General features: G+C 46.0%; 24 protein-coding genes. 3 read left to right on the top strand and 21 right to left on the bottom strand.

Annotated elements, in window-relative coordinates; all coding sequences use genetic code 11:
• Positions 1-41: 41 nt before the first annotated feature.
• From asnS to FND36_00705, 6 genes are all read right to left on the bottom strand, one after another.
• On the bottom strand, positions 42-1,433 hold the full coding sequence (gene asnS, locus FND36_00730; protein ID QDW72683.1) for an asparagine--tRNA ligase: 1,392 nt from the start codon (positions 1,431-1,433) through the stop codon (positions 42-44).
• 93 nt (positions 1,434-1,526) lie between these two features.
• A complete protein-coding gene (locus FND36_00725) occupies positions 1,527-2,855 on the bottom strand; it encodes a threonine/serine exporter family protein (protein ID QDW72682.1) in 1,329 nt (442 codons plus the stop codon).
• A gap of 376 nt (positions 2,856-3,231) precedes the next feature.
• Positions 3,232-4,350, bottom strand: coding sequence for a site-specific integrase (locus FND36_00720; GenBank protein QDW72681.1), 1,119 nt, complete (start codon positions 4,348-4,350; stop codon positions 3,232-3,234).
• A gap of 12 nt (positions 4,351-4,362) precedes the next feature.
• A complete protein-coding gene (locus FND36_00715; protein QDW72680.1) occupies positions 4,363-4,599 on the bottom strand; it encodes a hypothetical protein in 237 nt (78 codons plus the stop codon).
• Positions 4,600-4,832: 233 nt separating this feature from the next.
• Positions 4,833-5,033, bottom strand: coding sequence for a hypothetical protein (locus tag FND36_00710; GenBank protein ID QDW72679.1), 201 nt, complete (start codon positions 5,031-5,033; stop codon positions 4,833-4,835).
• 347 nt (positions 5,034-5,380) lie between these two features.
• Positions 5,381-5,656, bottom strand: coding sequence for a hypothetical protein (locus FND36_00705; protein ID QDW72678.1), 276 nt, complete (start codon positions 5,654-5,656; stop codon positions 5,381-5,383).
• A gap of 359 nt (positions 5,657-6,015) precedes the next feature.
• Between FND36_00705 and FND36_00700 the strand changes: the two genes are divergently transcribed.
• Complete coding sequence (locus FND36_00700; protein ID QDW72677.1) at positions 6,016-6,216, top strand: hypothetical protein; 201 nt, start codon at positions 6,016-6,018, stop codon at positions 6,214-6,216.
• A gap of 445 nt (positions 6,217-6,661) precedes the next feature.
• Here FND36_00700 and FND36_00695 read toward each other — a convergent pair whose 3' ends face one another.
• From FND36_00695 to FND36_00680, 4 genes are all read right to left on the bottom strand, one after another.
• Positions 6,662-7,555, bottom strand: coding sequence for a sigma-70 family RNA polymerase sigma factor (locus tag FND36_00695; GenBank protein QDW72676.1), 894 nt, complete (start codon positions 7,553-7,555; stop codon positions 6,662-6,664).
• A 251-nt stretch (positions 7,556-7,806) separates the two neighbouring features.
• Positions 7,807-8,151, bottom strand: coding sequence for a hypothetical protein (locus FND36_00690; GenBank protein ID QDW72675.1), 345 nt, complete (start codon positions 8,149-8,151; stop codon positions 7,807-7,809).
• A complete protein-coding gene (locus tag FND36_00685) occupies positions 8,138-8,518 on the bottom strand; it encodes a hypothetical protein (GenBank protein ID QDW72674.1) in 381 nt (126 codons plus the stop codon). Before FND36_00685 ends, FND36_00690 begins: the two co-directional genes overlap by 14 nt.
• Positions 8,518-8,721, bottom strand: coding sequence for a hypothetical protein (locus tag FND36_00680; protein ID QDW75500.1), 204 nt, complete (start codon positions 8,719-8,721; stop codon positions 8,518-8,520). Before FND36_00680 ends, FND36_00685 begins: the two co-directional genes overlap by 1 nt.
• A 106-nt stretch (positions 8,722-8,827) precedes the next feature.
• Between FND36_00680 and FND36_00675 the strand changes: the two genes are divergently transcribed.
• Together FND36_00675 and FND36_00670 are read left to right on the top strand one after the other, a co-directional pair.
• Positions 8,828-9,592 (top strand): helix-turn-helix transcriptional regulator, encoded by a 765-nt coding sequence (locus FND36_00675; protein QDW72673.1) that lies wholly within the window; start codon positions 8,828-8,830, stop codon positions 9,590-9,592.
• Positions 9,593-9,811: 219 nt separating this feature from the next.
• A complete protein-coding gene (locus tag FND36_00670; GenBank protein ID QDW72672.1) occupies positions 9,812-10,303 on the top strand; it encodes a QueT transporter family protein in 492 nt (163 codons plus the stop codon).
• 41 nt (positions 10,304-10,344) lie between these two features.
• On the opposite strand, the gene FND36_00665 is transcribed toward FND36_00670, so the two are convergent.
• From FND36_00665 to FND36_00615, 11 genes are all read right to left on the bottom strand, one after another.
• Positions 10,345-12,780 carry a hypothetical protein gene (locus FND36_00665; protein QDW72671.1) on the bottom strand — a complete coding sequence of 812 codons (2,436 nt, stop codon included), beginning with the start codon at positions 12,778-12,780 and terminating at the stop codon, positions 10,345-10,347.
• Positions 12,777-13,931 (bottom strand): SAM-dependent methyltransferase, encoded by a 1,155-nt coding sequence (locus FND36_00660; protein QDW72670.1) that lies wholly within the window; start codon positions 13,929-13,931, stop codon positions 12,777-12,779. Before FND36_00660 ends, FND36_00665 begins: the two co-directional genes overlap by 4 nt.
• Before the next feature lie 282 nt (positions 13,932-14,213).
• A complete protein-coding gene (locus FND36_00655; protein QDW72669.1) occupies positions 14,214-14,840 on the bottom strand; it encodes a V-type ATP synthase subunit D in 627 nt (208 codons plus the stop codon).
• A 243-nt stretch (positions 14,841-15,083) separates the two neighbouring features.
• The gene (locus FND36_00650) at positions 15,084-16,478 is read right to left on the bottom strand and encodes a V-type ATP synthase subunit B (GenBank protein ID QDW72668.1); all 1,395 of its coding nucleotides are present in this window, start codon (positions 16,476-16,478) and stop codon (positions 15,084-15,086) included.
• Between the two features lie 14 nt (positions 16,479-16,492).
• The gene (locus FND36_00645) at positions 16,493-18,265 is read right to left on the bottom strand and encodes a V-type ATP synthase subunit A (GenBank protein QDW72667.1); all 1,773 of its coding nucleotides are present in this window, start codon (positions 18,263-18,265) and stop codon (positions 16,493-16,495) included.
• Entirely contained in the window at positions 18,258-18,845 is a 588-nt protein-coding gene (locus FND36_00640; GenBank protein ID QDW72666.1) for a hypothetical protein, read from the bottom strand. The genes FND36_00645 and FND36_00640 overlap by 8 nt, the downstream gene beginning before the upstream one ends.
• Positions 18,846-18,863: 18 nt before the next feature.
• Entirely contained in the window at positions 18,864-19,172 is a 309-nt protein-coding gene (locus FND36_00635; protein QDW72665.1) for an ATP synthase subunit F, read from the bottom strand.
• A gap of 1 nt (position 19,173) precedes the next feature.
• Positions 19,174-19,608: an ATPase gene (locus FND36_00630; protein QDW72664.1), complete on the bottom strand. Its 435-nt coding sequence runs from the start codon at positions 19,606-19,608 to the stop codon at positions 19,174-19,176.
• A gap of 39 nt (positions 19,609-19,647) precedes the next feature.
• Positions 19,648-21,582 carry an ATPase gene (locus tag FND36_00625; protein ID QDW72663.1) on the bottom strand — a complete coding sequence of 645 codons (1,935 nt, stop codon included), beginning with the start codon at positions 21,580-21,582 and terminating at the stop codon, positions 19,648-19,650.
• Positions 21,579-22,625 (bottom strand): V-type ATPase subunit, encoded by a 1,047-nt coding sequence (locus FND36_00620; protein ID QDW72662.1) that lies wholly within the window; start codon positions 22,623-22,625, stop codon positions 21,579-21,581. The genes FND36_00625 and FND36_00620 overlap by 4 nt, the downstream gene beginning before the upstream one ends.
• Positions 22,626-22,628: 3 nt before the next feature.
• Positions 22,629-22,940: a hypothetical protein gene (locus FND36_00615; GenBank protein QDW72661.1), complete on the bottom strand. Its 312-nt coding sequence runs from the start codon at positions 22,938-22,940 to the stop codon at positions 22,629-22,631.
• Positions 22,941-22,968 lie beyond the last annotated feature (28 nt).

The raw sequence follows: 22,968 nt of genomic DNA, 5'->3' as shown, positions 1-22,968 counted from the left end.
CCGTCCCAAATTGAAAATGCCCTGTCCCTTTTTGAACACTTTTACAGTTCGCAGTTGTTTACCGTTCTTGGGAACGGAAGCACATCGCGAATATTTGTCATTCCTGTCAGATACATGATACAACGCTCAAAGCCAAGTCCGAATCCTGCGTGGCGGGTGGACCCATATTTTCTCAGATCCATATAGAACTGATAGTCTTCCTCTGCCATTCCCAATTCTTCAATCCTTGCCTTTAATTTCCCATAATCGTCTTCCCTCTGGCTTCCGCCGATGATCTCTCCGATTCCCGGAACCAGACAGTCAACAGCCGCCACCGTTTTCCCATCCTCGTTTTGCTTCATATAGAAAGCCTTGATGTCTTTTGGATAATCCGTCACAAATACCGGCCGCTTGAAGATCTGCTCGGTCAGATACCTTTCGTGCTCTGTCTGCAGGTCAATACCCCAGGATACTTTGTATTCAAAGTTGTCATTGTTCTTCTCCAAAAGTTCTATGGCATCGGTATAGGTTATTCTGGCAAATTCAGAGGAAACCACGTTGTTGAGCCGCTCCAGAAGCCCCTTGTCCACAAAGGAGTTGAAGAAGTTCATCTCTTCCGGCGCCTCTTCCAGCACATAGTTGATCACGTACTTCAACATAGCTTCCGCCAGATCCATATCATCCTCCAGGTCAGCAAACGCGATCTCCGGCTCGATCATCCAGAATTCTGCCGCATGGCGGGTCGTATTGGAATTCTCAGCCCGGAAAGTTGGGCCAAATGTATATACATTTCTGAAAGCCTGAGCATAGGTCTCTGCATTAAGCTGGCCGCTGACTGTAAGGCTTGTCTCTTTTCCAAAGAAATCCTGGGCATAATCTACTTTTCCCTGATCGTCCTTAGGTACATTCTCCATATCCAGGGTCGTCACCCGGAACATTTCACCTGCCCCTTCACAGTCGCTTCCCGTAATGATCGGAGTGTGCACATAAACAAAATCTCTCTCCTGGAAAAACTTATGGATCGCATAAGCCGCAAGAGAGCGGATTCTGAAAACCGCCTGAAATGTGTTTGTCCTGGGGCGCAGATGAGCGATGGTCCTCAAATACTCAAAGCTGTGCCGCTTCTTCTGAAGCGGATATTCCGGCGCGGAAGCTCCTTCTACCTCTACCGTATCCGCCTGGATCTCAAAAGGCTGTTTTGCCTGGGGCGTGGCCACCAGTGTTCCGGTCACGATGATCGCCGCTCCTACATTCAGCTTAGAAATTTCCGCGAAATTCTCCATTTTATCATGGTAAACTACCTGCAGCGGCTCAAAAAATGTCCCATCGTTGACAACAATAAACCCAAATGTCTTGGAATCCCGGATACTCCGGACCCAGCCGCCCACCGTTATTTTCTGGTCCAGATATTTCTCTCTGTTCTTATATAAATCTCTGATCTGTGTAAGTTTCATCTTTATTTTCCGCTCCTTTTCTTGGCACATACTTTTCGCCCATTATACCATATTGTTTCCAATTTTTAAAGGTCACTCTCCGCTGATATCCCTTTATGTACAGTGCCGGAATGACCGGTCCGTAATGATCCTGGCAAAAATCAATCCCAGCGGAAGGGCAAGAATGATCAAAAGGGCAGAGGCCAGCCAGGAGGCCGATGGAGTCAGGGACATTTCCCCCAGATTATAGACGCCCCGGTAAAGGTACATCCCCGGCACCATGATCACAATGGATGGCACTGTGATCGCGATCCTGGGATATCCCAGCCGCTTGGTCAGGAGAGACGCCAGAAGTCCTGCTGTTAAAGAACCGATAAACGCCGCCGCGGCAGGCGGAAACGCATCAAGCTCCGCAAGCTCCAGACGCAATGTATTCGCCACTGCGCCGATCAGCGCCGCTGTCGCCGCAAGAGGCACCGGGCTGTTAAACATAATAGAAAATCCGAATACCCCACAAAAGCTTGCGATCAGCCGCAATCCAAACAACAGCGCTGGTCCCAGAGACAATGCCACAAAATCTTCTGGTTCCAGTTTCAAGATCACTGCCAAGATCCACGCTGTAACAGTGGCCACCACAATGATCATAACCGCATAGGCAAGTCTTTCCAAGCCAGAACGCATATCCAGCTTTGCCAGGTCAATTCCGCTGGTAATAAAAGGAAAGCCTGGGATAATGAACAACATTGCGCAGATATATCCGGCCTCATGCTGTACAGGTACCGCGAACAAAGACTCTGCCGCCCGAAGCGCCGCCGTATAAGCCAGGCATGCCAGCGCCACAGACGATACAATGCACAAGAATAATGTATAGTGGCGCTGCAGCAATCTGCATCTTAGGTAATTCCCGATCCCGGCGCCGATAAACGCACAGATCATTTCGATGATCCCGCCGCCCAGCAAAAAGGTAAATGCGCCGCAGGCCAAGGCCGAGGCCAGCCCCAGCAAAACGGGCGTATATAAATTCCCCGATTGATTGATCTCATCCAAACGGGAATGCAGCTGCTCCGCCGTCATCTGGATTCCCTCTTGAGGAAATTTCTTCACAAATCGTTCCAGGCGGTCTAGTTTTAAGGTGTTGACTCCTGTGTTATTCAAGCTCAAAGAGTGCGAAAAAGAGCGGTTTCCATCAAAACAGCTATAATCGATAGACATCAATCCAATATTGGCGTGGCAGGTCAATCCAAGACATTTCGCCACCGTATTCATGGAACTTCTGACCCTCCACGCGCCTGTCCCGCAGGCTAATAACATGAGGCCCACACGGCCAACCAGTGTGGACTTCTCAATCATACTTGCCTCCGTGATTGGAACAGTTTCCGTTTTGTCAGCATAATCATGCCAGTAAATGTCCATATGATTAGGGATAATCTTCTCCTGTACCATTATATATCCTCTCTGTTCCTTATTTTCTAGTAACAGTATAGTTGAAAATAGGGAAAAGTCAAGCTTCACGCTTGACGAAAGCATGGGGATAATGCTATACTATTTCCCGTTGCAAAGCCCGTCTAAAACCAAGGTCTATCGGGCTTGCCGCCGATTCCCGGCGTTAAATGAATCGAGTGTTCGAGACCTTCCACTCGTAAAACAAAACTTCTAAACCTACCTATTTATATAGATTTATCTTTTGTCATTATCTCCCGGAAATGCGGCGTTTCCGGGACTTTTTATTTTATTGCGGTTTATCCTTGTGTGTGCAATTTGGTACTAATTTGGTACTTTTTTGGTACTGTCCAGAGATAAAAAAGGGGGCAGCAGGCCCCTAAAATACACTTGCAATCTTCTCCATTTCCTCTGCCTTTGTATCTGGCAGTACATGACTATACAGATCCATCGTCATAGCCAAGGAACTATGCCCCAGGATAGTTTTTAGCACCTGCGGCTGCATACCTGCCTCTATCGCTCTTGTGGCAAAGGTGTGACGGAAGACATGAGAAGTGATTCTAGGAAAATCATGGCCTGCTGCCCTGATCCGTTTGATCGTGCGTTCAATTTCTGCCTGCACCCGTTCCCGGCTAATCGGGCCGCCGTTCTCATTGCAAAACAGATATTGATCCATCTTCACAACCTTAAATCCCCAATAATTCCGCTGCGCTTCTATATGCTCCAGCACGGCAGCAGTCAATGGAATATCTCTGGTAGATGTGCGGGTTTTGGGCGTGTCCTCTACATATCCCCTGCCCTCGATATACTTCAATGTGCGGCGGACATGGATCACATTCTGTTTGCGGTCTATATCAGAATACTTAAGCCCCTGCATTTCCCCCTTTCTCATTCCAGTGCGCAGCATAACCTCAAAGAAATGGTATAAATAACTCTCTTGGGCATATTCCATAAACAATGCCTGTTGCTCCCTTGTCATAGCCTGGCGGGTTGGCTTCTCCGTCTGCCGTGGCAATTCTGCCAGCCGCACCGGATTTCTTTCTATCAAACCATTTCTTTCAGCCTGCTTAAAGCAGCCATTCAGTACCGCAGATACAATCTTGATACTGGAGAGAGCATATCCGTCTTTCACCAGATCGTTATATAACTTCTGGATATGCTCGCCCCGGATCTCTGTGATCTCCCTGCTGCCCAGCCGTTCCTTGATCACACTCTTATAGTATTTCTCGTAGCTGGTATAAGTCCCTATCTTTACCCTGTTTTTCTTATACTCTTCTAGCCAGGTCTGATACCATTCGTTTAGCGTGATCTTCTCTTTCATCACAAACAGCCCGTGCTCCAGCTTATATTTCAAATCTGTCATGGCTTTCTGGGTTTCTGTAACAGTTTTCCCATGTACCAGATACCTTTTCCCCTGATACATAAAACGCCCTTCAAAATCATCATATCGCTGCCTGATTCCTTTAGGGAGCTTTCTCCCTCTCTTATCTGTTGCCATGCGATCCCCCCCTCAGACAAGGCTCTCCGCCAACAAGGCCACCGCATAGCGAAAGCCGCTGACGAAACCGCTCTTCTGGCCATAACTGCTGCCAGCATATACTAAGTCCTCCAGCTCGGCCCGGTTTTGCACTGGTAAAATCACATTCTGAAGATACTCTTTTATCTCGTCCGACAAACCTTCATCCGCCGCTTGTCCTTCTGGCAAACTTTGAAATGCCTGTTCATAAATATGTTCTATCCTTGTCATATCGTCCTCGCTTTCTCTGCTACAATGGCAGCAGTCAATATTCTGCTTGCAACCGGACTATATGAAGGTTATAATCAAAATAGCCCGGTATCTTGTGTGTATTGGGTTATTTCTGTTTTCGCCCCGTGGTGTTGCCGCACTGCGGGGCATTTTTATTTCCTACTCTTTTTAGGGAATCCCCTTTCTCCACACTCCTTTTAAGACTGTCGTTTTCTAGTATCTTTTCTTCAATCTTAAGCATTATTTTCGCTAACTTCAATCAGCAAGGGTCTATGAGATTCAACCAGATCAAATGCTGTCTTCAAGAATTTCATTACAGCCGGTTTATCGGCGTTTCCACTTAACAACACATATTTTATCTCAATATAATCATCAACTGTAGCTTTCAACATCTCCGTGATGAATTTCTCAATAATCTTATTTTTTTCATTCATATACTTCTATCCTTTCTACCGGATTCGTACTACTATGTATCTGCGTTTATAGTGTAGCTCCGGCTATACTCGCCCAATATACACTGGCAAAGGCTTTTTCTTGGGTATGCGGCCCATAGCGTCTCAAATGCACACGTATATATTTTTTTCTTTTCCTTTACATTTTCATTTACATTTTCATTAGGTTCATGTTTGGTCGTTTCTTGGTTGCTCTTTGCTTCGGGTTTGGTAGCTTCTTGGTTACGCTTCGCTTTGCACCCGTTAGCGTATCGCTTATTGCTTGCGTCTATCTGTGGTTTCATCAGAAGAAAATATAAAGCGCAACACCATCAATTGGAGGCTGTACATCATGCTATTGAAAATCTCCGGCTCTCTACCGGCTTCACATACCGCTTATACATTGCTTCATGGTCTGCCCGGAACGCCTTGCTGTCAAATCTGCCAGTTACCATCGTGGTGAATCTCACGATAAAATCACCAGCCTTCTGCTCTTCCAGGCCTTGCCTTTCCATATCCGCTTTGATCTCCGCTTTCAACGCCTCAATCTGCTGGCCAACCTCTTTCTGCTGGGCTTCTAATGCCTTCAGCTTCTTTACTCGGTTTACAACCATTCTTTCTGTCATGTTCTGATCTCCTTTCTCCTTCAGGCTTCCAACAGCTCCGGCAGGTCTTAAAGCTATCTAAGGTTTCTTGACCATCTCATTATCCCCTTACCCTTGCCCGGTATTACGTTGGTGTCTCCGGTACGCTCTCGCCACTTCGTTTTCACCCTTCGCTGTTGGCTTTACCTTTATCTTGATTACATTATACTATGTACATAGTTTATTGTCCATTGACACAATGTACAAATATGTACGTAGTTTTTCATTTGTTTTTACTATGTACATAGTCTTGATTATATGCTATACTTCTAGTGTAAGGTGGAAAAGGTATCTTTATATTTGAGGCCCCCACTAAATCGTGTACGAAAGTAGGTGAAGAAATGCCGACAAAAGAAGACAAAGCAAAATATGATATGCAGTATGCCAAGACAAAACTAAAGCGTATCCCTCTGGACGTCCAGAAAGAAAAGTATGAGGAAATCAAGGCTGCTGCCGATCGTTCTAAAGAGTCCGTAAACGGATATATCAAGAAGGCCATTGATGAACGGATGAAGCGGGAAAACTCCGCAAATCCAGAGTAATCCTTGCATGATCCGGCCAGATATGCTATATTAAAGACACAAAAGGAACAACCGCCACAAAGTGGTTGGCCTCATGAAGTAAACAGCAACATAGAAATTACCACCTCTTCACTCGCCAAAGTTTCCGGGGTGGTTTTTCTATGCTTAAAACATTATCTGATAAACGTAAAGACGAATGTCAGCAATGCCAGGATGAACATTCCAAAGGCCATAAGGTCTTTAAAATCAAAAGGTTTCTTGTCCATCAGCACCACCCCCATTCTATGTAGAATAGAGGTCAGCCACCCTGTAACACGGTTGTTCCTGTTCCTATCGTATCATATCGGCAGCAGGTAGGCAATTATTTTCCCCCTTTCTTGTTTTTCTCTTCAGGGTTGGAAAACGTCACCCCCAGCCAGTAGATTCTAAATATCTTCGCTCGAATTTAATAGGGGGGATCAACATTCTAATTATTCATACCTCCCAATGCTTCTCGCTCCACTTCGCTCGTCCAAGTTTCTTTAAACCGTCTTACTCCCACATGATGAACCGGAGCGGCGGCCAAGTATTCTTCATAATATGCCTGGTATTTTCCACTCCTGCGGGATAGACGTAGCGTCCGCAATGCCCTGTGTTCCTCAATCCCAACCTTCCCGTTACCATCCCCCAAGATTTCCCCTGCCTGTATTCTGGTCATGCCTTCCTGGTAGATCATCCGTATCACGGCTGGCTGATCACCGGGTAGCTGATCTACTGCAACCCAGACAGTACGCCTCAGATCTTCCCGATCCAATCGCCTGCAAGCGTCTTCTTCCAGATCTTCCCCGGATGATACAGTATCCCCTAAAGTTAAATCCTCGCTCTCCATCTCCAACGGCCTGCTAAGGCTGTCTATCTGCCTCATATTCGCCGCCTTCTGGATTGCCCGGAGTTTCTCTCGCTCAACACCTAAAAGCCAACACAAGGCACAATCTGAAGGCCATTCATGCTGGGCCTTCTGGTATTCATGCAATACCCAGTTATACTTTTTGATCCATTCATGAATATTGGTAGGTAGACGAACCACAGCCCCGCAGTTATCGATATACCGCCTCATGGCCTGCTTGATCCAAAAGGCTGCGTAATTGATGAACTTAACCCCTTTGTCCGGCTCATAATGCCTCACGGCTTCACACAATCCCAGATATCCCTCCTGCTCCAGATCTTCCATCTCAGCCAGGCTGGTATACTTCCGGGCTATCGTTGCGATAAATCCCCGATTCTGCTGCCATAGCTGCAGCATATTATCCGCTTCACTCTCCCCGGACTGGATCAGCACAACAAGCTGTTCGTTTGTTCTGTTTTCAAGGTTCATTGACATAAGCGGCCCACTCCCTTATAATTGGACTATCAAAATAGGTGGAGGGCTTGACCGCTTGCGGCAGGCTCTTTTTTTAATCTATATATGGCTATATATAGTATATCTGTCTACACAGCGACAGTGTATTTCATCAAAAAACGCTGAAACTTGTCTACACAGCGACAGTGTAGGCCCTTTTTTTACTGTTACACTGTCGCTATATAGACAAGATTGGCCTTTTACTGTTCGCTACATAGACAGCCAAATAAAAATTATGTACCTTTCCACCGGCAGGAAAATCTATACACATTTGCTTTTCTGAGGTTTTTATTCTGTTGAACAACATCAATAAATCCCCGCTCCACTAACTCTCTAATTGCCTTACTTGCTCCACCTGCACTCATAAATTTCTTATATTTCCGGCGAGGCATTTCAAATTCTTGTCTACCTCTGCTTTCTAATAACATATAAACATACATTCGAAATGCTATATGAGAAAGTAAATTTACGTTTTCATCCGTTAACTGTGAATTGCCAAGGCGTACATATCGTTCCTCTATGCCATTTGATTTTTTTGTCTGCCAATCGGGAAAGGGTGTTTTCTTAACTCTCCCCATCTTGTACTCCCGCATTAAAATCCTGCTGCCCCGCCGGGATCTTCAACACAGCTTTGGCGCTCTTTGCTGCCCTCAACGTATTTAAGGCCCTCGCATTCATGGTCTTGACAAATTCCTGTATTTCCTGACGATCCTTTGGCCTCCAATACCCTCGGCCAGAACCGGAATATATCACAGCCCCAGCATTTCGTTCCAAGGCTATTCTTTCTTGCAACTCTCTAGCTGATCTACAGCCAGCCAGCCGGACAAGTTCCTGCGTACTAATCGCATTTTCTTTTCCTACTGGCAACAAGTTCATTATTGGAAATTCAATCTTGCCGGACCGATCCCCTGTGTGTACTCGGTTATTTCTGTTTTCTGTTTGCATTATTTCACCCCCGTAAGAGAATTAAAGTACTGGTCTGCTTTCTTCAAGTCAAATAATACTCTTTTGCCTATTTTTACCTTACAGCCTATTTCCTCTCCAAGTTTCAACGCTGTATTTCTCCCCACACCTATATAAGCGGCAAAATCAGAAATACATACAAGGCGCTTTTCGCTATCAGGATTGGTGATATTTCTTTTTTTCATCATTTCTCCTTTCACATCTTTTAACTTGTTACACCTTGATTATACATCTCAAAAAGTATATAGTATAGATGTACAATTATTTTCATTTTTTCAATATTTTGCCTTTATGGAGGAAATTAAATTGCATACTTTTTATACTCTATCCAAAGAACAACTTAAAAAATTTGGAAACAGATTAAAAAATCGTCGAAAAAAAATTGGCATCAAGTCACAAGACGAATTTGCCGAAAGGTTAGATGTACATTTGAAAACTGTTAGAAATTGGGAGCAGGGGCGAAATATTCCAGAGCTTATTACGCTGATTAACATCTGTAATATGCTAAATTGTAGTCCCGATTATCTTCTAGGATATATAGATGAAACCACCCACAATACGCACTATATTTCTCAAATAACAGGACTTACAGAAAAAAGCATAGAAGGAATACAATCCTTATGGTTAGAAATGCCTGGCAATCTCGGCTGGATTTGTGATAAAGATTTTAAGGATGTAGAAGAAATACAAAAGTATTTTCAAAAAATGAATGGTGGTGAATATGCTGTAGAAAATTTCGAATCAGAAATACGCAAAAAACAAGCTCAAAGCACTGATTTACTGACACTTAATCTTTTGCTAAGCTCGGAAAGTTTCAAAAATATTTTAGGAAATCTATATGCATATTTATTTTTTCAATATGAGCCCAGTAAAGACGAAATTGCAAAAGCCCAAGAACTAAATTCACATTATGGAAAAAATTATAAAGCAATCATTCAAGGAAAACATGGCTACGTAGATGCTGAATACCTTAATACTTCTTTCCTAGTTAGTATTCAAAACAATTGCATGAAACTCAAGGAAGAATTATGCAACTCAAACTTTAATATAGAATAGCATATTCCCAACTCTCCATATAGCAAAGTGCTTTCATTTTCCAATTTGGGACTTTTTTGGTACTTTTCTTGATTTCCTGCCGCCGCCGTGCTATACTATTTCCCGTTGCAAAGCCCTTCTAAAACCAAGGTCTATAGGGCTTGCCGCCGATTCCCGGCGTTAAATGAATCGAGTGTTCGAGACCTTCCACTCGTAAAACAAAACTAAAGGAGAATCAAAATGAGAAATCAAAAAATTACTTTCATGACTCAGGCCGCCATGATCGCGGCTATCTATGTGGTGCTGACTTATGTTTTTGCGCCCTTTTCTTTTGGAGAGATACAGGTACGCCTTGCAGAAGCCCTGACCATTCTCCCCTTGTTTACCCCAGCTGCCGTTCCCGGCTTATTTATCGGCTGCCTCATCGGAAACATCCTGGGCGGCGCAATCCTTCCGGACATTTTATGCGGAAGCCTGGCCACCTTGATCGGCGCAGTCTTTACTTATTTGTTGCGGGAAAAAAGTCCCTTTATGGCTCCCCTACCGCCAATACTGGCCAATACAGTAATTGTGCCTTTTGTCCTTCGCTATGGATATGGCGTAGCATTGCCGATCCCCTTCATGATGCTGACCGTAGGGATTGGCGAAATTCTTTCATGCGGAGTCCTTGGACTGGTTTTATATTATGCGCTGAAACGTTACAGCGTTCAATTTGGGACAGGGCATTTTTAATTAGGGCCGGGGGATTTTTAAAAATCCCCCGGCCCCAATTATCATCCTACATACGTATGTCCGCTTCCAGCCGTCATTTTATCGATTTCTTCACAGGAAGCGCTGTGTCTTTCTCCACTTTTCCCGTCAACATAAATCACCGTAGAATCTTCATATCCGATCAATATGATTCCGTCTTTTGCGTTTTGCATCGCAATCACCGGACGGTCCTGGTTAATGATATAAAGCAAATCTTCACAGCTGCATCCTGTCAGATCCAGCCCGTTTCCATCTCTGAGCTTATCTATGATCTCCATCGGCGCCGTCCCCGCCGCCAGTTGACTTCGGATGGTCTCTATCTCTCCGTCTTTGCCTTCTATCGTATAGGTAAGATCCCGGTTCCCACTCTCCCAGATATATTCCTGGCTGGAGGATATAACGACTCCTTCACATTCTCGTGCTTTATTCACCGCATCCCCCGCTTGTTCAAACACTCCCTGAAGTCTTCCGTATCCGTAGACATAGCATTTCCCACTGTTGTCAATATCATCAAATTCAATCGTCATCGCCTCATCCGATTGCACCTGCTTTGGTTTTAAAAGCTTAGGATTCTTGTCACTGATTCCGTCACTGTAGGTCAGCCGCATCTGAGTTCCTTTTAAATCTGTAGAATAGGACTCCAAAGTAATGTTGCTTTCTTCTTTCTGGGTATTATTGGTAATATAATCTTCTGATGCGGCTGTGTAGGTATTGCCGCTTTTTGCCGCCCGCTCCAGGGTGATCATATTTCCATCAAACCGAGCTCCTAAAATATAAACATTCTCCTGTTCATAGGTTTTGATGACCTTGCTCTTACTATTCTGTATCTCTACTTTATACATAGGATTCACGACCGTCCCGGATACCGTTTCTCCCGAATCCTCCTCTCTGGATACCCCATACACAAAATCGTTCTTGATAAATCCAAGTGGCTGGATCGTTTCATTTTCTCCGCCCTCAACAGTCCTTTCATTTCCGGTAGCCAGATTTTTGACCACAATTTGGCCGTCCTTTTGATAGGCGACAATATGGCCGTCTTCCGACACCACATACTGGTCATCCGCCAGTTCCTTGGCAAGCACGTTCCGCTCATCTTTCTTCACGTCTATTTCGTAAAGTGTATGATCTGCCAGCACATACAGCATATCTTCGTCTACATTGTAATAGACCAGTTTCCCCAGTTCTTCGATGGCGTTTCCCCAGGACTTGTTAGTAGAAAGAAATACTTTTTCTTCCACAGAGCTTGTTTCAATATCATAATGGTAAATAGCGACTCCCACTTCGCCTTCATGCTGGCCCCGGTTCATATATCCGTACACCGCAAATGTCAGATTCCCTTTTTTATCTCCTTCTATCAGGCGAATCTCATGTTGAGCCGTATCATTTCTTTCATCCGTATTTTCTGCCGATAAGAAGCTGAACACCTGAGAAATCTCATCGGTATTCTTATTATAAGTCCACACCTCGCCTGCTTGTATAAAAGAAACAATGGTTCCGTCTTCATTGATCACATACGGCACATCATAGTCTGCAATTCCAAGCAGGATTCCCGTCGCGCTCAATACTTGCCGGGTCGGATCAAAGATCTGTTCCATCTGCCTGTCATAATCCAGCAGATAAGTATGATCCCGCTGGCTGTCATAGCGGACCCGGAAATATTCAGTAACCTTGTACAGATCATCCTCATTTTCTTCGCCCTTACAGCGCACCATATACTCCAGCTGTACACAAGTATAAGTCCCTCTCAGCTCTTTGATGCTCCAGCGCTCGCCGCCTTCTACCTGCGGAGCCAGGTCTCCCCAGGTCACATGATTGTAATCCGAATGAATCGTCACATGGGCAAATGTAGTATTGTCTCCCTCTTCACTTGGTTCAATCGCCGTACTGATCTGCGCGCCTTCTCCTTGGTTCAGCGCCGCTTCATGGAACGTTTGGACATAGTTGAGACATTGGGACACGTTTGTACCTTCCTCTGCAGCGATCCTGGTATAATAATAAACCTCTTTATCTCCAGAAACGTGCAGGATCAGCTGAAGAACCCGTTCTTCCGAAAGAATATCTTTCTGAGACAGATCTAAAACTTCTGTTTCTCCCGGTTTCTGGATCGTCTCTTCCAGAAGGACTTCTTTCCCATCCAGCGTGTAAACTTTATATTCCACGCTGCTGATCGTATTTTCATACGGCTGGATCTCTACTTCCAGCCCCTGACTTTTTACAGGTGTAATAGCGTCCCGGATAGAAGGGATATCCATTTCTTTTGCATACCCCGGCACACTATTCAGCGAATATCCATCACAGGAAAAAGAGACCTGCGGATAAGTAGCCGCCCCCATATCCGCAGTCATACTGTCGTTCCCATTGTTTGTCAGATAGCTGAAAAAGATGACCGCCGCAAGAAAGACTCCCGTCAGGATCCCTGCGTTGATCAGCCGTATTTTCCAACGTCTTTTTATCTTCATTGCAAATCCCCTTTATTATCTAACAGCCGCCCCAGTGTTGGCGACACATGAAAAAATTCTTCACAGGCTTTGATCTTCCCCTCGTTTTCTTCCGGTTTCCCGGTCCTGACCGCCCGCAGCAGAATATTCTTCGGTGTATGTTCCATATCAATAAATTCCAGCACCTGCACGTCATAACCTTCCCGCTCCAGATACTGGGCACGCAGCCCGTCTGTCAAAAGAGCTGCCATCCGCTCCTTGATCAGACCGTATTTCAAAATGGGCGCCAGAGTCTCATTCTCCATCTGGCCATTTAGTTCATGCTGACAGCAGGGCACGGACAGAATTACTTTCGCGTTCCATCCCACGGCTTTTGCCAGGGCAAAATCTGTCGCCGTATCACAGGCATGAAGGGTGACCACCATATCCACTTCTTCCGCCCCTGTATAATCCGCAATATTCCCTTCCAAGAACCGAAGTTTTTCATATCCGTATTTCCGTCCCAGCTGATTGCATTTCTCGATCACATCTTTCTTTAGATCCAATCCAATGATACGGACATCATATTTCTTCATTTCATGAAGATAATAATACATCGCAAAAGTAAGATATGATTTCCCACAGCCAAAATCCAGGATCCGGATTTCCCGTCCTTTGGGCAGCTGAGGCAGAATGTCTTGGATAAACTCCAGGAAACGGTTGATCTGCCGGAATTTGTCGAATTTAGCGCGGACGATCTTCCCCTCCGCCGTCATAACGCCGAGATCCTGTAAGAAAGGAACATAGGTCCCTTCCTCCAGAATATATTGTTTCTTCCGGTTATGCTCCAGATTGGCCGGCGCCTTTCTGGCCGCCCGGAGCTTTGTCTTGATCGTTGTCTTTCCCTTCTTGCTCACCAGAACAGACACCGTACATCCCTGAGTCTCCAACTGCATTTGCCGGAAAGTCCGCATATATTCCATGATCTTTTCGCCCGCCTCTTCCTTTTCCAGATTCTGGTGAAACACCTGGGCGCCGCGAAACGCCTCGAACTGATATACCAGACGGTCTTTTCTTAAAATCGGACGGACTCTCACCTTGGATGGAGCTTCCAGCTCTCTTGGGTTGCTCAGCACCGCAAAAAGAAATTCACTATTTAAATTATCCTCTAAAATATATCTTAATTCATCCATAGTATCATTATTGTAATGTTTTTTGGAAATAAGTGCAAGTAGGCTGTTTCTTTTTCAAAAAGACAAAAAGAAGATGCCCTGGATATAAAAAGGCATCTTCTTTCATCGGATAACTTTATTCTCTTATATCAGCCGGAATCTCCAGGCGGCAGAAACGGCTTGCTGTGCGGATACCTATTTTCTGTCATATCATTCTACAATATCGGATTCGCCGAAAAGTCAAAAAGGGCCGGGGGATTTTTAAAAATCCCCCGGCCCCAATTAAAAATGCCCTGTCCCTTTTTAATGTTTTCCTCCCGTCTGCATTCTTTTGATCACTTTCAGACGGGTAAACTCTTCTCTTTCCTTCTCTTCCAGCGCGTTATTTATCGTATAGACCAGATTGCTGTACATCGGTATGGTAATATTCTTCAACGCGTTCGCCCGCTTCTGTGTTTTCTTGATGTTTGTAGCCAGACGGTACGCCGCGTTCTCCACCATGGACAGCTTGATCGTCAGATCTTTCACTTCCCGGAACGCTTCTCTTGCAATATCGATTGACTCGTGGGTCGTACTGAAGGAGTAAGTCAGGTCATTCTGTTTTGCATCATACTTTACATGAGGAATCTCCGTCCCCATGATACTCCGCGTCTGAATCCGGATAGATTCTTCAATGGGCACCGTATAAGCCAGCTCCTGCACCTTGCTGATACCATGTTCAATATTTGCCCGCTGCAGGCAGGCGTACGCTTTCGTAAATGTGGTATCTATCTTTTCCTGAATCTCTTTCGCCTCATCGATCAGGCTCATCAGTTCTTTTAGAAGAATATTCCGTTTCTTATCCATCAGGTCATATCCCTGATGGGCAAGCGCCAGCGAATTTTTCGCAAGCATCAGATTTCCTTTTGTAGGGAACTCTCTCGGATCCATAAAACAACTCCCTTTCCGTCAAACCAATAACCCTGGCGGCCCCACCGCCATTTCCCGCTCGCAGACTTGCGACTGTGCAACTCGCGCCCTTACGGGCTCTCGTTCACGTCGCTCTACCGCCATTTCCCGTTCGCAGACTTGCGACTGTGCAACTCGCGCCCTTACGGACTCTCGTTCACGTCGCCCCCAGATATGACTCCATCCACGGATAAATGCAAGCATTTCCCGTGCCTGTCGCCATATCTAGTCTGCTTCACGTGCAGCTCCACGTGGATAGTATCGATCGATCAGTTTTGTATCTATTCTGTCTAATTCTTCTTTCGGCAGCAAGCCCAGCAGTTCCCAGCCTAAGTCCAGGGTGTCCTGGATGGTCCGGTTTTCTGTCGGCCCCTGGCCAATATACCGCTGTTCAAACGCCTCGCCAAATTTCAGATATTGTTTGTCCAACGGCGATAATTCGTCCTCACCTATAACAGACGCCAGGTTCCTGGCCTCGCCCACCTTTGCATAGGCGGAAAAAAGCTGGTTCGCCAAACTCTGATGATCTTCTCTTGTATACCCCGCTCCAATGCCGTCTTTCATCAGACGGGAAAGGGACGGCAGAACACTGATCGGCGGATACACACTCTGCCCATGCAGGTTTCGGTCAAGAACGATCTGTCCTTCTGTAATATATCCCGTCAAGTCCGGGATTGGATGGGTAATATCATCATTGGGCATAGTCAAGATCGGCAGCTGGGTCACAGACCCGCTTGCGCCTTCTACGATTCCCGCACGCTCATAAATAGTCGCAAGTTCACTGTACAAGTATCCCGGATATCCCTTCCTGGAAGGAATCTCTCCCTTTGAAGAAGATACCTCACGCAGCGCCTCAGCAAAGGATGTCATATCCGTCAGGATAACCAGGATATGCATATTGCATTCAAATGCCAGATATTCTGCTACCGTCAGCGCCACTTTCGGCGTGATCAGACGCTCAACCACCGGATCATTAGCCAAATTCAGGAACATTGCCACATGATCGGAAACACCGCTTTCCTCGAAGGTTTTTCTAAAGAACTCCGCCACATCATGCTTGACGCCCATAGCGCCGAATACGATAGCGAACTCTTCTTCTGAATCCTCTCCCAGAGAAGCCTGCTTTACAATCTGGGCCGCAAGCTGATCGTGAGGAAGACCATTCCCGGAGAAGATCGGCAGTTTCTGCCCGCGGATCAGTGTAGTCAGTCCGTCAATAGCGGAAATACCGGTACGGATATAGTTTCTCGGATACTCCCTGCGGACCGGATTCAGCGGCAAGCCATTCACATCTCGCAGATCTTCCGACAGGATCGGTCCCAGATCATCGATCGGCTCGCCGATACCGTTAAAGGTACGGCCCAGCATGTCTGGAGATACCGCAATCTCCATGGGACGTCCTGTCAGCTTCGTATGGGTATTATTCAGGGACATATTCTCCGTTCCCTCGAATACCTGGATGATCGCTTTATCCTCATCCAATTCCACGATACGCCCCATCTTCCGGGTATCACCTTCTACGCTGAACTCCACGATCTCATCATAGAAGGCGTCCTGCACTCCTTCCAGAATAACCAGAGGGCCATTGATATTACTTAGTCCAAGATATTCGATTGCCATATTTTGTCCCTCCTTTATCCGTTCTTCTCAATTACTCTATTATAGAAATCATCGATATCTTTTTTGTAAAGATCCAGCATCTGAAGGTTATCATTCGGCACATCGTATTTGATGGCGATCACTTTCTCAAATATGCCCTCTGCCTTCAATACGGACATAGGCATTCCCATAGCCACAAGTTTTCTGCTCTGCTTATAGAGATACAGAATCACATCCATCATCTTAAACTGTTTCTCCAAAGACACACAGGTATCATCTTTATGGAACGCATTCTGCTGCAGAAATCCAAGACGGATCACCTTGGCGATCTCCAGCACCAGCTTCTGGTCGTCCGGAAGCACATCTCCGCCAATCAGTTTAACAATCTCCATCAGACTGCTCTCCTGATTCAAAAGAGCCATCAAACGGTTCCGATAGTCTACAAATTTGGGTGAAACATGGTCTGCGTACCATCCGCTTAAATCTGTCAAATACTCACTGTAACTGGAGAGCCAATGAATCGCCGGAAAATGTCTGGAATACGCCAATGATTTATCCAATCCCCAGAAACAGCGCACAAACCGCTTCGTATTCTGTGTAACCGGCTCAGAAAAGTCTCCGCCCTGAGGAGACACCGCGCCGATGATCGACACGGAGCCTGTCTCACCGTTTAAGGTCTGCATCATTCCCGCGCGCTCATAGAACGCAGAGAGCCGGGAAGCCAGATAAGCCGGGAAACCTTCTTCCGCAGGCATCTCTTCCAGACGCCCAGACAGCTCTCTCAGAGCTTCCGCCCATCGGGAAGTAGAATCTGCCATAATCGCTACATCATAGCCCATGTCCCGATAATACTCCGCCAGAGTAAGCCCTGTATAGATGGAAGCCTCACGGGCCGCCACCGGCATATTAGAGGTATTGGCGATCAGCACCGTCCGGTCCATCAGCGGATTCCCGTTTCGTGGATCCACCAGTTCTCCGAACTCTTCCAATACCTGCGTCATTTCATTTCCGCGCTCGCCGCATCCGATATAGACAATGATGTCCGCATCCGACCATTTGGCGATCTGATGCTGGGTCATGGTTTTCCCCGTTCCGAATCCTCCTGGGATTGCCGCTGTTCCCCCTTTTGCGATCGGGAACATCGTATCCAAGATCCGCTGGCCTGTCACCAGCGGAACGCTGGCAGAATATCTGTGATTGACCGGTCTTGGCACGCGGATCGGCCATTGCTGGGTCATAGACAGTTCCTTCTTCGATCCGTCTCTCAATTCAAGCGTTACAATCGTATCATCAATGGTATACTGCCCATCCGCGGCAGTTTCCACCACCGTTCCTTCCACATTAGGAGGCACCATACATTTGTGGACAATAGCCGAGGTCTCAGGAACTTCCGCAATGATCGTTCCTCCCCGCACCGCATCGCCTGGCTTTACCGTAATGCGGGTATCCCATAATTTCTTCCGGTCCAGAGAATCCACGCTGACACCGCGGGTGATAAATGCTCCTCCGCTGTCCGCGATCCGCTCCAGGGGCCTCTCAATTCCATCGAAAATATTATTTAAAATCCCAGGCGCCAAGGTTACAGAAATCGCCGCTCCTGTGGCTTCTACTGATTCACCCGGCCTCAACCCGGACGTTTCCTCATAGACCTGGATCGTAGTCCGGTCCTTATCCAGGGAAATAACCTCGCCCACCAGCTTTTGTTCGCCCACATGGACCATCTCTGACATCTTAAATCCTGTCTTTCCCTTCAAGTAGATGACCGGACCATTGATGCCATAAATTGTTCCCGTTTTCTTACTATTCAACGCCCGTACCTCCCTTGAACAAGAATTTCTGGTATTCACGTTCGATAGCGCCTTTAAAGGCATGATCCACCAGAATGTTTCTTCCATGGATGACGCATCTTACTCCGCCGATGAAATCTTCTTTGCTCACCGTAAGAGTGAATCCGGTATGCTCTTCCAGATAATCTTTCTTATCCGCATCTGTCGGATTGATATAGATCGTCATTTCCTCGCTTCCAGCAAACGCGGCCGCTTTCTCAATATATTCCACAAGAAGACGTTTATACTCTTCCGTCTTCATATAATCAGCCACCATCTGGCGCACTTCTTCAAATAATTCCTTCTTCAATTCATTTTGAACTTTGCTCAATTCTCTCTTTAACTGCAGCTGCGCTTTGGAGACGGCCATATTGAGCTGCTGTTTCTCATGGGTCGTCTCGGCCTTAAGCCTGGTCTCAGACTGCCGGATCGCTTCTTCTTTATGCTGTTCAAACACACCTTCCAAAGCACTTCTATGCTGTTCGATGATCGCATTTCCCTGGGCTCTTGCCTCTTTCATGGCAGCTTCCTGCAAATGCGCGGTCTTCTCTTCTAATGTCACGCCTGTTCACCTTCTTTATTACAGTTTTAAGCCGATGGCTTCGTTTACATAGGAAGTGATAAAGTCTTCTTTACGTCCGGTTCCGTGTCTGTCAGGAATCTCGATCAGAAGCGGCATCGTATTCTCCAGCCGGATCTCATCGATCAGGTCAGGAAATTCCCGGCCAAACTTTTCAGTCAGCAGAATAATTCCTACTGTCTTGTCGCTCATAGCGTTTTCAATGGCTTCCCTCAGCTCATTTCTCTCATGGACAACTACGCCGTCCACGCCGGCAAGCCTCATTCCCGTCAGAGTATCGACATTATCACTGATCAAATACATTTTCATTCTACAACTGTCCTAAGATCATGAAGGAGATGATCAGTCCATACAGACAAACACCTTCCGCAAGACCTACGAAGATCAAAGATTTACCAAGCGCGCTGGAGTCCTCGCTGATGGCTCCAAGAGCTGCGCTTGCCGCGCTTGCTACGGCGATACCGCCGCCCACACATGATAAACCGGTTGACAGTGCGGCCGCAAGATAGCCAAATCCCGTTGCGCTGGAAGCAGCTCCCGCAGCGGCATCCGCCGCCTGTACAGGACTGCCGGAAAACAGCATGATCCCTGCCACAATAAATGCGCCAAAATAGAAAAATATGTTCGTTCCGATCGCGCGCTTATAGCGCTTTTTGTTCTTTTCACCGATCAGGTAATACCCAAACGGCATTACAATACTGAGAATCAAGGTTGCGATCAACAAAACTTTCACTGTTACTGTCATGACTTTACTTCCTCCTTAAAATAAATGACTGGATATTTTCTATTTATTACTGTGATTGTTAAATGGCTTAAACTCTCGTCCAGTTCCTTTATAAAATCGACTGAACATCTCATAATATTCCAAACGGAGTACCTGGATCCCTACGATCATGCCTTCCAGACCGCATACAATGATATTGCCGATCACAACAACGATCCAGTTAGGATTTCCCTCCTGAGCGCCGGAAAGCATCAGTACAACTTCCATGATCGCCGCGTGGCTGACCGCAAAAGCTCCGATCCTCACATAGGATAAGGTATTTGAAAAATAGCTCAGCATAGTCTCAAACAGCTCAAAAAATCCCTGTACCAGGAACATAACTTTTCCTTCTTCAATCTTCTTGTGGTTTTTCTCCACCAGATTCGTCAGCGGTTCTTTAAACAAAAAGATTAAAATAGGAATCCCCAGGAAAATAACCATCATAATATTTCCCGGTGTCTTGTGCCCTGTCATAAATAAAACAATTGTCAGCACCAGGAATCCATAGAACACCAGTCCCGCAATTCCATTGTTGGAAAACCAGATATTTTCCGTATCGCGGGCGCGGACCGCATTGATGATATGGAAGATCATCACCAGCAGATTCAGCGCCATACCAAAAGCAATAGCAATCACAAACACGGTGTTAAGCTGTCCAATGAAAGGAAGATCCGTCATCGCTTCCGCCGGCCGCAGCCACCGCGCGGGCAGTATGTCCTCGAATCCAAAGACACTTCCAAACATAAATCCGAAGAACGCGGAGAAGACACCGGCAATGGAGATGATTCCCGCCAGATTGATCTTCTTCTTCAGATAAACGATCCCTCCTAATACAAACAGGCACAACCCCTGCCCCACGTCGCCGAACATTGCTCCGAAGATGAAGGTATACGTCAATGCCACAAACATGGTCGGATCCATCTCATCATGAGCCGGAAGGCCATACATCTTGATAAACATCTCGAACGGCTTGAAGAACTTAGGGTTCTTCAGTTTAGTAGGCGGATCTCCGAAGAATTTCTCCCTCTCTTCTTCTACTACGATCAACACACGGCTGTCGTTCTCCGCCTCCTTAAGAAAAGCCTCTACATCCTCTTCTCCCATCCATCCGCAGAGAATGTAATAGTCTTCTTTATTGTCATCCTCAATTCTAGCCGCCATCTTCCGCACATCAAAGTTATTAGACAGCTCTTCCAGTCTCTTTCTTGCGCCGATCAGCTCCGCGCCATGACTTGCCATCAGAGAACGGACATCCTCTTCCGCCTGATCAATGGCCGTCTGTGCTGCTTCAATATCCTCCTGAAGGCTTTGACAGGCCACCTCCGGGGTCCCCACATATTCATCTGAGACTGTGATCCGTTCAAAATGCATAGAGTTGAAAACCGCGTCTATCCGGCTGGTATCCGAGTTTGCCGCGAAATAGCAGCCATATACGTAGTTCTCATTACGCGTACCCTCTAAAAATATGGCGTTCAGATCATCAAACAAATATTTCTCCAATTTTTGGTAATGATCAACGTCAATCCTTCCAAACCGGACATGCATATATTGGTAATGCAGCACCTTGTGGACGTCCAGTTCCAACGAACGAAAAGGCTCCAGCACATTCAGCTTTCCTGTCAGTTCTTCTTTTTTCTTCTTTAAAAGTTCTTTCCGTTCTTGTATATCCAGGTAATCGTGATTCACATTCCTGATCAGCGCCAGAATTTCCTCCGTTGTAAGAGTATGATCCGTATGATAGTCTCCCGATGACAGAAGCGCCGCAAATTCTTCCGCCTTTGCCAACGGCTCCTTATACGGATTCACCTCCACAAAGGGAAGGAGGTTCTGGGTTGTCCGCAGTTCTGTGACCGCGTTCTCAAGCTGCATCTCATACTTGGAAAGATAAACGTCGCACATCCGGTCGATATCTGTTCTGGGACCGCTGATGTTTATGAACTTCATCTTTACAATCATTGAATCACACCTCCTATATATGCCAACGTCTCTCTTGATGACAGGCCATAACGGATACATTCTAGAGCCGTTGTCAATTTATAGATCTCTTCTTCCTTTAGAAATAGGTAAGTATTAATCGTTGCCACAGAGTACGGATTTCTCCGCCGATCCATCAGATACAGCCGACGCTCGATATCCCGGTATATCTGCTCCATCTTTTTCTCGTCTTCCAACTGGTAATGCCTGGAATAGTAAGTCTCTTCCATCAGCTTGACAAACTCTTCCACCGTAGGAGCCTCCACCAGCGCCTTAAACTCTTCGTGCTTCAAACGGTACTGGATCGGAATTGTTAAAGAGTAAATATCCGGCGGTACCATATGGTAATATTTTTTCGCTCGATAGATCCACTGCACATTCAAAAGATCGATCCTAGTCCCAAAATCTCTGGTAAAAAGTTCCTTTTCCTTCCCCTTCAGCAGCCGTTTTTCTTTCTTCCAGAGAGTAGAAAAATAATAAAGATCCAGCGCCAGATCATAGTCGAAAAGCGTACTCTTTTCCGAATCCCGAATCTTCTTCAGCGGAGCGTAATACTCCGTATCCTTCAAGTTATCTACCAATTCTTCAATATTTCTGGATGTGATAAGCCGTTCTATGGAAATCTGAGAATATCGATCAAATATCGCTTTACTGTAATCCAGATCAAAGGGTTTCTCATAATGGTTAAAAACAATCCTCAGGCAGTAATTGATCAGCATCACCTCATACCGCTTCCAATACAGCTTTAAGAACTTTTTCTGCTCCATTCCCGCAAATCGGAACATTTTTGTATAATCATTATACAGGGACTGCATAAGGATCTTCTCAACATTTCCCCGGTGATACAGAGAAATATCCATCTGATTCAGATAATCCGCATATGCCGGTTTTTCCTTCAGGTATTCGATAACTTCCGGGACACTCCTAAGTCCCGCGATCGTCTCGAAATCTTGATCTGTTAAAAGCTTCGCCTGCATCGCCCTGATCTTTGTCACAATTCCGCTGTATGTCATAAGGCTACACATCTTTTACACCTCTAATACCTGTTTCAGGATTGCCTGAGCGTAAGCCTTATGGCTTTCCTGAAATTCCTTCTTCAGATTCTCTATCATATAAGAATTCTTTTCCCGTTCCTCTTCCAGCAGAGTATTCACCTTCCGCTCTCCTTCGGCACGGATTTCACTTAATTTCTTCTGGGTATCCTCTTCCAGTTTTCGATCGAATTCATCCCTCTTGGCCTGTATCTCTTTCTCGATCTCGGATTTCTGCTCTTGGGCCTTCTCCACGATCGCTTCCGCAGTCTTCTCGATCTCAGCCAGTTTTTCAATAACAGACTCCATATGACGCCTCCGTTTCCGCTCTGGTAAA

This window comes from Lachnospiraceae bacterium KGMB03038, assembly GCA_007361935.1.
GTDB lineage: Bacteria > Bacillota > Clostridia > Lachnospirales > Lachnospiraceae > Massilistercora.
The sequence above is the reverse complement of the archived record's forward strand: the minus strand, read 5'-3'. Positions and strand labels throughout refer to the sequence as shown.